Source organism: Salinimicrobium sediminis (assembly GCF_900215295.1).
GTDB classification, from domain to species: Bacteria; Bacteroidota; Bacteroidia; order Flavobacteriales; family Flavobacteriaceae; genus Salinimicrobium; species Salinimicrobium sediminis.
On the sequence record NZ_OCMF01000002.1, the window covers coordinates 585,749 to 598,415 of the forward strand.

General features: G+C 41.4%; 10 protein-coding genes. 7 read left to right on the top strand and 3 right to left on the bottom strand.

Features of this window, described 5'->3' with window-relative positions; translation table 11 throughout:
- Nucleotides 1–88: 88 nt before the first annotated feature.
- Nucleotides 89–2,158, bottom strand: coding sequence for a M1 family metallopeptidase (locus tag CRO16_RS10395; protein WP_097056308.1), 2,070 nt, complete (start codon nt 2,156–2,158; stop codon nt 89–91).
- A gap of 75 nt (nt 2,159–2,233) precedes the next feature.
- Between CRO16_RS10395 and recG the strand changes: the two genes are divergently transcribed.
- The 4 genes from recG to pheT all read left to right on the top strand — a co-directional run bounded on the left by recG (nt 2,234) and on the right by pheT (nt 8,809).
- Nucleotides 2,234–4,339, top strand: a complete 2,106-nt coding sequence (gene recG, locus CRO16_RS10400; protein WP_097056309.1) for an ATP-dependent DNA helicase RecG — start codon at nt 2,234–2,236, stop codon at nt 4,337–4,339.
- A gap of 112 nt (nt 4,340–4,451) precedes the next feature.
- A complete protein-coding gene (locus tag CRO16_RS10405) occupies nt 4,452–5,210 on the top strand; it encodes a hypothetical protein (protein WP_143544510.1) in 759 nt (252 codons plus the stop codon).
- 152 nt (nt 5,211–5,362) lie between these two features.
- Complete coding sequence (locus CRO16_RS10410) at nt 5,363–6,274, top strand: hypothetical protein (protein WP_097056311.1); 912 nt, start codon at nt 5,363–5,365, stop codon at nt 6,272–6,274.
- 108 nt (nt 6,275–6,382) lie between these two features.
- Nucleotides 6,383–8,809: a phenylalanine--tRNA ligase subunit beta gene (gene pheT / locus CRO16_RS10415; RefSeq protein ID WP_097056312.1), complete on the top strand. Its 2,427-nt coding sequence runs from the start codon at nt 6,383–6,385 to the stop codon at nt 8,807–8,809.
- 52 nt (nt 8,810–8,861) lie between these two features.
- On the opposite strand, the gene CRO16_RS10420 is transcribed toward pheT, so the two are convergent.
- Nucleotides 8,862–9,449: a DUF4136 domain-containing protein gene (locus tag CRO16_RS10420; protein ID WP_097056313.1), complete on the bottom strand. Its 588-nt coding sequence runs from the start codon at nt 9,447–9,449 to the stop codon at nt 8,862–8,864.
- 196 nt (nt 9,450–9,645) lie between these two features.
- On the opposite strand from CRO16_RS10420, the gene CRO16_RS10425 reads away from it, so the two are divergent.
- The 3 genes from CRO16_RS10425 to CRO16_RS10435 all read left to right on the top strand — a co-directional run bounded on the left by CRO16_RS10425 (nt 9,646) and on the right by CRO16_RS10435 (nt 10,880).
- Complete coding sequence (locus tag CRO16_RS10425; protein WP_097056314.1) at nt 9,646–10,371, top strand: hypothetical protein; 726 nt, start codon at nt 9,646–9,648, stop codon at nt 10,369–10,371.
- 69 nt (nt 10,372–10,440) lie between these two features.
- Nucleotides 10,441–10,680 (top strand): putative signal transducing protein, encoded by a 240-nt coding sequence (locus CRO16_RS10430; protein ID WP_097056315.1) that lies wholly within the window; start codon nt 10,441–10,443, stop codon nt 10,678–10,680.
- Nucleotides 10,681–10,682: 2 nt separating this feature from the next.
- Entirely contained in the window at nt 10,683–10,880 is a 198-nt protein-coding gene (locus CRO16_RS10435) for a hypothetical protein (RefSeq protein ID WP_245858988.1), read from the top strand.
- A gap of 80 nt (nt 10,881–10,960) precedes the next feature.
- Here CRO16_RS10435 and CRO16_RS10440 read toward each other — a convergent pair whose 3' ends face one another.
- Nucleotides 10,961–12,586, bottom strand: a complete 1,626-nt coding sequence (locus CRO16_RS10440) for an ABC-F family ATP-binding cassette domain-containing protein (RefSeq protein WP_097056317.1) — start codon at nt 12,584–12,586, stop codon at nt 10,961–10,963.
- Nucleotides 12,587–12,667: the final 81 nt, after the last annotated feature.

The window sequence follows — 12,667 nt, forward strand, 5'->3', positions numbered from 1 at the left end:
TTTTAGATTCAAAATTTAGAATTCAGAATTAAGGATTAAGGGGTTTTCTGAAAGCACCTCTGCATTTCTGACCACTGACCACTGACCACTATTTTTCGTCCAGTTTCTTCTGTATTGTATCCTGTTCCTCTGCAGAAAGTTGACCGTTATCGACCAGTGTCTTTAGAAGTTGTTTGGAGAATTCCCTGAAGCGATAGTTATGATGGCGTGCAGCTTCCATTAAATTGTAGATGGTCTCACTGCTAAAGGCATTGAGCTGATACAAGTATCCAAATGCATTCTCCCGCACCTGGAATTTTTGATGAGGCGCAGTATAACTTTCAAGTTCGGTAATAAATTTCTTTTTGGATTCGGCACTTACTTCAGGTGTAGCCAGGCTTAGTGCCAGCCATAAGGTGCGGATATTTTTGCTGTTAAAGCCCTCCACGCCCTCCAGTTGGTTCAGGTATTTTAGTCTGTCCTCCGGAAAATTCATCCATAGATTATATAAAGCCGATTCCTGCGTGAGGTAAGATTCATCGTTTAGAAGCGTTTCATACTGACTTTTGAGCTGCTGCGGAATTTGCTGCAGTGAGAAAGCTATAGCTTGTCGCGTATAAATATTACCGCTTGAAAAAGCCTTTTTATAGAGGTCTGTAACAGTAGCCGGAGATTCAAGTGCTAATTGTAATACAGCTTCCTGCCCCAGGTAATCATTTATCGGAAAACTAAGAGCTTCCTCCAGCAATTCCCTTTTTTCAGAGATTGGTAAAGGTTTGGCTGCCGCCAGTTCCAGGTATTTTTGAATGAAAGGAGACTTTTTGAGAGACTCCAATGCCTCTGTTCCCTGAAAAGCCGATTGCCTAAGCCAGTTCTTTTCAAAAACCGAAAGATCCATTCCGCTTGTGGCTTCCATTTCGACTAAAAGATCTTCTGTGGTGGCTGTTCCAAACTTATACTTCTCCAGATAATTCCTTACTCCGGCGTCAAAAGCTTCGTCCCCTATCAATTGCTGAAGTATATGAAGGGCCCAGGCTCCTTTTTGGTAATAAGTGAGTGAATTGGCATTTTTGGATACTAACGCCATCCCCTTTCCCTGGTCGCTCAACTGCTTGAGTTCCTCTGCAGTTTTGAACAATTTGCGGTAGTAATAATCCTCTCCAAAGATCTCCTTTTCGGCAAGCAAGGCATAATAGGTAGAAAAACCTTCCTGCAGCCAGTGATGCTCGGGAGAAGCAGCAGTAACCAGGTTTCCGAACCACTGATGCGCCAGTTCATGTGCATTTACGTTCACATAGTTTTGATCCTGATATCCTGTAGAATCTACCAGGAACAGGTCAGAAAATATTGTAGCTCCGGTATTTTCCATCCCGGCATAAAGAAAATCCTGCACGGGAATCTGCTTATATATTTCCCACGGATAAGCGACCCCGATCTTCTCCTCGAAATAGTTCATAAAAAATTCGGAATGCCGGTAAGTCGGCTCAACTTTATTTTCCATTCCTGCCGGGTAATAAAGCTCCAACGGAATTCCATTTTTTGAGAACCTTATCTCTTTCTCATAATCTCCGGCGGCAATGGCCACGAGATAGCTGCTCATTGGCCGGTCCATATCGAAACGCCACTGCGTAAGAGAATCATTTAAAATTTCAGTTTTTTGCAGCTCTCCATTTGCGATCACTGTTTCTCCGGAAGGATAAATTACAGAAAGATCGAATTCCAGTTTCTCTGCAGGGTTATCAAAACTGGGAAGCCAGTGAGAAGTGTACCTCCCCTGCCCCTGCGTCCATACCTGAAAATCAGGCGTCTCTCCAAGGGCAGTCTTATTGATAAAGTACATGGTTTGCCCGGGGGTGGCCCTATACTTCAGGCGTAACTGCTGATCCCTGGCAAGCGTAAAACTACCGGTGAGCCAGAATTTTTTTCCGTCAGTGCCAAATTCCGCAGGAGCATTATTCAGAAATACTTCCGAAAAATGCATTTTTTGAGCATCTATAAAAATTGAGTCAGTAGCCTCTAAAATGTCAAAAGTGTAAACCACATCCCCCGAAACCGCTTTTTTAAAAGGGTCTATTTTTACATTAGCCTGCAGGTGAGTGAAATCAACAGCTGCAGACTGCTGGGCCTGCATTCCGCCAGAAAGAATTCCTAAAAAGCTGAAGAAAAAAGGGAGCTTCATGCTTCAAATATACACTACCCATGCCAAATTGGGAAAAACTAATCTTCCTAAAAGGCTTTTTTTTATCTTCGTTCCATGAATGCCAACCTGCTGCAAACTCCCATTGATTACCTCAAGGGCATTGGTCCCAACCGGGCAGAGATCCTGCGGAAGGAGATTGGCGTTCACACTTATGGCGACCTGCTCAACTTTTTCCCCAACCGCTATCTTGACAAAACCCGCTTTTATAAAATTGCAGAACTGGAAAGAAATTCTGCCGAAGTGCAGATCGTGGGAAAGATCGTGCACCTGCGAACCGTGGAGCAAAAGAAAAGTAAGCGTTTGGTGGCCGATTTCGTTGATGAAACGGGAAAAATGGAGCTGGTGTGGTTTCGGGGACAAAAGTGGATCCGCGAAAACCTGAAGCTAAATACGCCCTATGTGATCTTCGGAAAAACCAACTGGTATAACGGACTTTTTAGTATGCCACATCCCGATATGGAGCTGGTGGAAGATTATAAAAAGCAACTGCGTACTGCAATGCAACCGGTTTATCCTTCAACTGAAAAACTCGGAAAAGCAGGAATAACCAATAGGGTCATAAGCCGTTGTGTGCAGCAACTTTTTCTCGAGAGCGGCGGAAAATTTCTCGATCCTTTGCCTCCCCACCTGCGGGAAGAGTTGCATTTATTACCTAAAGCTGAAGCCCTCTTTAATGCACATTTCCCTAAAAGTCAGGAACTGCTCGCAAAGGCACAGTTCAGGTTAAAGTTTGAGGAGCTGTTCTATATCCAGGTGCAGCTATTGATGAAGAACCTCATCAGGAAACAGAAGATCAAAGGTTTTCCCTTTGAAGCAGTGGGCAGTTATTTTAGTGACTTTTATAGGGATCATCTTCCGTTTGATCTTACCAATGCCCAAAAAAAGGTAATAAAAGAAATTAGGCAGGACCTTGGGAGTGGTGCGCAAATGAACCGGTTGTTGCAGGGAGATGTGGGTTCAGGAAAGACCATTGTGGCTTTGATGAGCGTTTTGCTCGCGCTGGATAACGATTTTCAGACCTGTATTATGGCTCCTACAGAAATCCTTGCCATCCAGCACTACAACGGCATCTCTGAACTTGTTGCCGATCTGGGAATTACTGTCAGGCTCCTCACAGGTTCTACAAAAACTTCGGAAAGAAGGGAGATCCACGCAGCTTTGGAAAGTGGAGAATTGCACTTGCTTATAGGAACTCATGCCCTGCTGGAAGAAAAGGTACAGTTTAAAAATCTCGGCCTGGCTATTATTGACGAGCAACATAGATTCGGTGTGGCTCAGCGCGCCCGACTTTGGAAGAAAAATCATTTACCGCCGCATGTACTGGTGATGACCGCGACTCCCATTCCCAGAACTTTGGCGATGAGCCTTTACGGAGATTTGGATGTGTCGGTTATCGATGAACTTCCACCGGGAAGGAAAGAGATTAAAACAGTGCATCGCTATGACAGCAATCGGCTAAAGGTTTTTAAATTTATTCGGGATGAAGTAAGGAAAGGACGGCAGGTTTACGTGGTGTATCCACTCATCCAGGAATCGGAATCGATGGATTACAAGGACCTCATGGACGGCTACGAAAGTATAGCCCGGGAATTCCCAATGCCCGAATTCCAGATCTCTATTGTCCACGGGCAAATGAAACCGGCAGATAAGGATTACGAAATGGACAGGTTCGTAAAAGGGGAAACCCAGATCATGGTTGCCACTACCGTAATTGAGGTTGGAGTAAATGTTCCGAATGCCAGTGTGATGATCATCGAAAGTGCAGAACGCTTCGGACTTTCCCAGTTGCACCAGCTGCGTGGTCGCGTGGGTCGTGGTGCTGACCAGAGCTATTGCATCCTTATGACCGGCCATAAACTTTCGAATGATAGCAAAACCCGCCTTGAAACCATGGTACGTACTGCTGATGGTTTCGAAATTGCAGAAGTCGATCTTAAACTGCGGGGGCCGGGAGATCTAATGGGCACCCAGCAAAGCGGGATCCTCAATTTAAAAATAGCAGATATTGTAAAAGATAATGACATTTTAAAGACTGCACGTCATCATGCTCTTCAACTTCTAAAGGAAGATCCAAATCTGGAACTGGAGAAGAACAGGGTGGTAAAATTTACTTATTCTCAGTTGGTAAAGGAGAAAACGATCTGGAATTATATCAGTTAATTCCCACACGTCGATTTTTCTTACAATCTCATCGAATAACTGGTTCCCAGTAGTTTGCAAGGCATTTTTTGATGTAGATTCGGATATAATTTAACCAAAACTACCAACGATTATGAAACGAATTTATTTACTATTTATGGCTGTTGCTTTAGCAGCCTGTAGCGCCGAACCGGTGGAGAATGAAGGAGTAACCGCACTGGATGCGAATCTGGAGACGAAGAGTGACAACAAAGCAACTATGCAAGATGTTGGAGAATCCTTTGACGTTCCAGACTTGATTTGTGCCGGGGAAGAAGCAACTTTTACTTTTAATTTTTCTGATAAACCAGGTAATACAAACCTTAAGGTCCAGCTCTTTGGAGATGATCCGGAAACTGAAGAAGTGGAAGAATGGTACAACATCTTTAATGAACAGTTTGGCGGCGGCGGACCTGAAAATTTCAATTACACTTTTGAAGAAGCGGGAGAATATTTGGTCCGATATCAAATAGGTGGCGGAGGTTTTACAGAACTTTCCGTTGCTGTAGTAAATTGTGGTTGCGAGGAAAGCTTCACCTATGTTGACAATGGAGACATGACTTATACCTTTACTTATGCCCCGGAAGAAGACATGACTGCTGCAGAATTAGTTTTTACTTTTGCTCAGGGAACTGAAGTATCTGGTTTGGAAACCTGGTACAACAATGGGAAAGCCCAAACTTGGCATCTGGAAGAAAACTTAACCGCTTGCCAAATCTACACATGGACTGTTGAGCTAAAAGCTAATTGCCCAGGGAATACCATAGAAAATAATGTTTGGACAGACTTCAAGGTAAATGATGTTTCCAAAAAAGCGAATCCGGAAGACAAATTTATCCAACCTTGTAATTAATCATTTTTAAAATTTTAAAATAAAGGCCTCACTCCGGGGCCTTTTTTCAATTAAGGGTTTTCCCCCGTTTTTTTCTGCAGCAGCTAAGCCATGACATATTAACCTTAAAAATAGTTAAATTTAAAAGGTAATATTTTAAAAGATAATGGGTTATGAAAACAAGAACCACAACCACAGCATTGACATGCCTGCTGTTAATCATGTTTATTTTTACAGGATTTGCCCAGGTATTACCTCCAGATTCTATTGGAGAGAAAGTTTATAATGAGTATAAGGCAAATGGAGTAGACCAAGCAATTGCCAAATACCAAACCCTTAAAAAAAGTGAAACCAAAGAATTGACCCAGGCCGACCTTAACCTGGTGGGCTACAAGATCATGAACGAGGATAAGGACATGATGGCAGCCGAAAAGATCTTTAAACTCAACATGGAGGAATATCCGCAGGCCGCCAATCCTTACGATTCTTACGGTGATTACTTGGTTGCAAACGGCAAAGAAAAGGAAGCAAAAGAATACTTTAAAAAATCGGCAGAGATGTCTAAGGATTCTGAGGATGAATGGGAGAAAAATACCCTTTATCCTCAAACCAAAGGCAAACTGGCAAAAATCGACAAAAAACATAAACAAATGGACTTCCTGCTTGGAGACTGGAATATTGATGCAATAGCTTATGAAGACGGTGCAGAAGTGATGAAAATGAAAGGAAAAGACAAAGTAAAGTTTGATGACGCAGCCAATTCCATCATTCTCCACCACTATAATGAACAGGGAGAATTGGATGGGATGAGAATCATTACCTATGATGCCATCGACGATGAATTTGATGTGGCTTACTTTAGTCCCGACAGGTTAAGAGGAATTGAAGTTTCAAATATGAAAATGAAATCCACTGGCGATAAACAGTATGAATTCATGGATTCCTATACTAACGATGAGGGGGAAGAAATGGAACTGAAACATGAAATCAGGAAAATTTCTGATAGTGAAATGGAATGGATAATATTTGAACAAAATGATAATGAGGAATGGGAAAGGGTCTATGCCATGAATATGACCAAATAGCACCTTATTTTCTATATTTTAAAGGGAAAAGACATAAATGTCTCTTCCCTTTTTTATTATGCCAAAATCATTCGTAATGTTATCTTTGCTGCTCGAAAAATATTTTCAATGAAGATTTCATATAACTGGCTTAGACAATTTATCAAAGTCAGCCGCAGTCCTGAAGAAATAGGAGAATTATTGACCGATCTGGGTCTTGAGGTAGAAGGCATTCAGGAATTTCAAAGCGTGAAAGGCAGCCTTAGAGGGATTGTTGTTGGAGAGGTGCTCACCTGTGAACAACATCCCAATGCAGATCGTTTGAAGGTTACCACTGTTAATTTAGGGAACGGCGAACCTGTACAGATCGTTTGTGGCGCTCCAAATGTGGCGGCAGGACAAAAAGTACCGGTAGCCACAGTGGGGACTACCTTATATGATGACAAAGGAAGCGCGTGGGAGATTAAAAAAAGTAAGATCCGCGGAGAGAGCAGCCACGGAATGATCTGCGCCGAAGATGAACTTGGCCTGGGCCAGAGCCACGAAGGGATTATGATCCTGGACAATGACCTCCTACCCGGTACTCCAGTATCTAAAATTTTTGAGATTGAAGATGATCATGTTTTTGAAATAGGTTTAACTCCAAATCGTGCAGATGCTATGAGCCATTGGGGAGTTGCACGCGATCTCAAAGCAGGTTTGCAGCAACAGGGTGAAAACCAGGAATTGATCACCCCTTCTGTTAGCAGTTTTCATGTAGATAGCCGTAGCAGAAGAATTCCGGTAAAGATTAGCAATCCGGAACTTGTACCCCGTTATTGCGGAGTGACACTTACGGGTGTGGAAATCACTGAATCCCCAAAATGGTTGCAAAACCGTCTTAAAGCTATTGGCATCACTCCTAAAAATAATGTTGTAGACGTAACCAATTATGTGATGCATGAATTGGGACAACCTTTACATGCTTTTGATGTAGACAAGATCTCTGGAAATGAGATCAATGTCAAAACTTTAGCGGCCGGCACTAAATTTACCACTCTGGATGAAGTGGAAAGAGAGCTGCATGAGGAAGACCTAATGATTTGTGATGCCGAAAAACCTTTAGCCCTTGCCGGAGTTTTTGGCGGAATTGGCAGCGGAGTTACTTCAGCAACTACAAATCTTTTCATCGAAAGCGCCTATTTTAATCCCGTAACGGTAAGAAAGACCGCAAAACGCCATGGATTAAATACTGATGCTTCTTTTAGATATGAAAGAGGAATAGATCCAAATATTACAGAATATGCTCTTAAACGGGCTGTACTTCTTATACAGGAACTGGCCGGTGGAAGCGTAGCCAGTGACATTGATGATTATTATCCAAAGAAGATCGAAGATTTTCCGGTGTTCCTGACTTTTGACAAAATAAATTCATTAGTTGGTCAGAACATTCCGCAGGAAACCATCAAATCCATACTTGCCTCCCTTGAGATCAGGGTAAACAATGTCACCGAGACAGGAATGGGTCTTACCATTCCTCCCTATCGTGTTGACGTGAAGCGCGAAGCCGATGTGATCGAAGAGATCCTTAGGGTTTATGGGTATAACAACATTGAATTTGGGGAAAAGATCAATGCTTCGGTAGCAAATTCAACAAGATTTGAAGATTATAAGCTTCAGAATTTGATCGCAGGACAACTGGTAGGCCAGGGATTCTATGAAACCATGGCAAACTCCCTTACCACCCCGGCGCATCTTAGCCACAGTGACCTGCTACAGGAAGATCATGCTGTAAAAATGCTGAACCCGCTTAGCCAGGACCTTTTAGTACTGAGACAATCTTTGCTTTTTTCAGGACTGGAAGCAGTGAGCTATAATCTGAACAGAAAGCGATCTGATCTCAAGTTCTTCGAATTCGGAAAGACTTATTATAGCTACCAAAGCGGAAGACAGGAAAACAAACATCTCTCCCTCTTCATTTCCGGAAACAGATGTAAAGAAACCTGGACCAATCCGGTTCAAAAAGGAGATTTCTTTTACCTGAAAGGAGTGGTTACTACAATTCTTGAAAGATTAGGGGTCAACGGAGTCAAAACCTCTCCCTCCAAAAATGATATTTTTTCTGAAGGTATTTCCTTCAGCTTTAATAAAAGCAAGCTGGTAGAGTTCGGGGTGATCAGGAAAAAGATCCTCAAGCAATTTGATATCAATCAGGAAACGCTGTTTGCAGACTTTAACTGGGATCTTGTGGTGGAGACCTCCAGAAATCAGCAGAACAAATTTAAGGAGATCTCTAAATTTCAGGCAGTGAGAAGGGATTTTGCACTGCTGCTCGATAAGTCAGTAAAATTTGAAGAGATTTACGATCTGGCCTACAATTCAGAAAAGGATCTGCTAAAGGATGTGAATCTTTTTGATGTTTATGAAGGGGCTAACCTTCCCGAAGGTAAGAAGAGCTATGCTGTAAGTTTCATTCTTCAGGATGAAAAGAAAACGCTAACAGATAAACAGATCGACAAGATCATGACCAAACTGCAGCAAAACCTGGAAAAACAGTTGGGCGCAGAGCTTAGATAAAAAAAGAGGCTGTTCTAAGAACAGCCTCTCCTCTTTCATAGCAATTTAAAATCTACTTGGGTAACCTGTCAAAAATGGCATTTACGTAAGTTCTTAATTCGTCTTCAAGATTGTTAGGCTCCACTACATCTTCGGCACGACCTCTCCAAACAATCTCGTTTGTTCTTCTATCTATAAGATCAATAACCAGAGTACCTTCTTTATAAGGTATCTGCTGGACGTTTGCACCGGCAATTCTGGGAATAGTAAAATAGTTATTGTAGGCATAATTACGGTAGTATGGCCCCACATAAAATCCGGGACGGTAATAGCTGTAGTTGGTATAAATAGGATTCGCGTTAACAGCATTCTCCTCATCCATCATAAGATGATAATATACCAGAAGATCGGGTTGATTGCGATCCAGGCGATAATTCTTCTCCTGCATATTGCTTCTTATTTCATCGATTACGATCTCATTCACCTGTGCATTATTAAAATTTGAGGTTTGTATTGTATCCTGGTTTGGCAGGAAGGCGTAACTCGTATAGCTACTCATGCTTTTAGTAGTTTTTTTATCACTATCTACCTTGGGTCCACAGCCGGTAAAAAGAATTCCCGCAATAAGACTAAGGCTAAAAAAGTATTTCAAAAATTTCATTTTTTAAAGTTTAGGGTTAATTGTTTTTGAAGATACAACTTCTCCAATTTACCCTTTAGACATGGATAGATGTTTAAATTTAATTTAACCATACTCTCTTAAAATTAACAGTAAAAAAAACTAATAAATGATAAAATTTCGGGGTTTTGCAAGTTTTGTTGTTATTCCCTATTTTTAAAGATTAAATGAAAAGGAAATGCTGGTAGAGAGAGTAAATCTTCAGAGAAAGCTGGAGGCCCTTAGAAATAAGGAGATGGAGGAAGAGAAACTGCTGGAGGAGGTTCAAAGAATCCTTGAGGAGGAGAAAACTTTTGAAGCCGATATCATTAAGCGGATCAGCGAAGGAGATCCTGAGGGCATTGATCATAATAATTTCATTTTCGATCTTTTGGAGAGCGGCAGGATCTTTCACCTTTCCCAGATAAAGAAAATCTGTATCACCTACAGGTTGCGTTTTTTAAACACGTCATATTTTAAAGGAGACCTTCCGCAGGAAGCAATTTCGGCTGTAAAGCAAATTGAGCGGGCTCATTCCACAACTCTCCAAAATTTCAAAATTATTGCACCCGCAGAATTCTTTAGGCTTGAAAATGCAGATGATCCAATGCTCTTTGCGCCTATTGGCAATGATTATTTTTATCTTATTCATAAATGGGGTAAGGATATGCATCCCCTACGCAAAATGATGAAGTGGCCTCTTAAAAATCTGGAGAACCTTATCATTTTCAGCTTTTTTGCCAGTTTTTTACTCAGTTTCGGCATCAGGGAAATTTTCTTTTCCAGTTTTCAGAAAACTTCAGAATTTCTGGTGATCTTTATGTACACCTTTAAATCTGTGATCGGTCTTGTTTTCTTCTACGGAATTGCCCTTGGCAAGAATTTTAGCTCAGGAAACTGGAACAGTAAATTCTATAACGCTTAAGTGTTAAACTGAAATTAAATACCACTGAAGTTTACAGGGGTTGTTTAATTTTAATACAAATTTCAAGACATGAGCGAAGAGGAAGATTATAAAAGAGTTTATACCGGAAGTGAAGTAAATGTACAACATTTGCAAAACCTCCTTAATGAACAGGAAATTCCAAACCGGGTTAGAAATGACTTCGATTCGGGGCTTCGTGCCGGCTTTGGGGGCGGGTTACCGGGTCAGGTCTTGCTGTTTGCCAAAAGTTCACATTATGACCAGGCTCTAAGGATTGTTGAAGAAACTTTTCCCGACGACAACAAATGAGAATGAGCGCTGCACCCCAAAAGAGCTATTTTAATTTAATTCTGGGTATTGCCTTTCTTGGGTATGGCGGGTATCGTCTATTTACTTTTATTACCGGTGCAGAATATACCACCTTTAGGATCATCATAGCTTTGGGGTTCATTATTCTTGGTGCTTTTGACCTCTACAAGTTTTTTAAAAACCATCCCGAGGAGCAATAGTAATTCTGAAAAAATCTACTATAAAATAAAAGGTCCCAAAAAATGAATTTTTGGGACCTTTTAATTTTTACCAGTTGGGTTTACTTAGCGTACATCTTTTCACGCTGTTCCTTTATCTTTTTATCGCTCATATATTCATCAAAAGTGAGGTAGCGATCAATTACTCCATTAGGAGTCAATTCCAGTACCCTGTTTGCCACAGTTTGTGCAAATTCATGATCATGGGTTGTAAAAAGAACAGTACCCTTAAAGTTCTTCAGGGAATTATTGAAAGCTGTAATAGACTCAAGATCCAGGTGGTTGGTAGGCTCATCAAGCATTAGCACATTGGCTCTCATCATCATCATTCGGCTAAGCATACATCTTACCTTTTCTCCTCCCGACAATACCTGGGACGTCTTTAATGCTTCTTCCCCGCTAAATATCATTTTCCCCAGGAAACCACGAATGTAAACTTCTTCACGCTCTTCTTCAGTTTTTGCCCACTGGCGCAGCCAGTCTACAAGAGTAAGGTCATTATCAAAGAACTGCGAGTTGTCTAAAGGCAAATAAGACTGGTTTGTAGTGATCCCCCACTCAAATTTACCTGCAACAGGTTTCTCATTTCCATTAAGGATCTCGTAAAAGGCTGTTGTCGCACGGGAATCTTTAGAATATACTACTACCTTGTCTCCTTTTGCAAGGTTGATATTTACATTTTTAAAAAGAGTTTCTCCCTCGATTGAAGCTTCCAGACCTTCTACATTGAGGATCTGATCTCCCGCCTCTCTTTCTCTTTCAAAAATAATGGCGGGATATCTCCTGCTCGAAGGTTTGATCTCATCGATATTAAGCTTCTCGATCATCTTCTTTCTGGAAGTGGCCTGTTTGGATTTTGCGACGTTAGCGCTGAATCTTCTGATAAATTCTTCAAGCTCCTTTTTCTTTTCTTCAGCTTTTTTGTTCTGCTGAGAACGCTGACGGGCTGCCAGTTGGGAAGATTCGTACCAAAAAGTATAATTCCCACTGTAATGGTTGATCTTTCCGAAGTCAATATCAGAAATATGGGTACAAACAGAATCAAGGAAGTGACGGTCGTGAGATACTACGATCACCGTGTTCTCATAATTGGCCAAAAAGTTCTCTAACCAGGTGATTGTCTCATAATCCAGGTCATTGGTTGGCTCATCCATGATCAAAACATCGGGATTTCCAAAAAGAGCCTGCGCAAGAAGCACCCTTACCTTAAGTTTATTATCCAGATCCCCCATAAGGGTATAATGATTGTCTTCCTTTATCCCAAGGCTCGAAAGCAAGGCAGCTGCCTCACTATCCGCATTCCAGCCGTTCATCTCTTCGAATTCCACCTGCAGGACGCCCACTCTTTCTCCATCGGCGTCACTAAAATCTTCCTTTGCATAGATCTCATCCATTTCTTTTTTGATCTTGTACAAAGGTTTGTTCCCCATGATCACTGTTTCCAGAACCGGATACTCATCGTAAAGATTATGATCCTGTTCAAGTACAGACATCCTTTTTCCCGGCTCTAAATGAATATGGCCGGAAGTAGGATCTGACTTGCCGCTTAGGATCTTTAAAAAAGTGGATTTTCCGGCACCGTTGGCACCTATAACTCCGTAACAGTTACCCTGGGTAAAAGTGGTGTTTACTTCATCAAACAACACTCTTTTCCCGAACTGTACAGAAAGATTTGAAACTGATAACATATAGTCTATTCTAAATTTTTGCAAAAGTAGCTATTTAAGCTCATTCCCTAAAAGATTAACTTTTATAATTATCTATTTAAC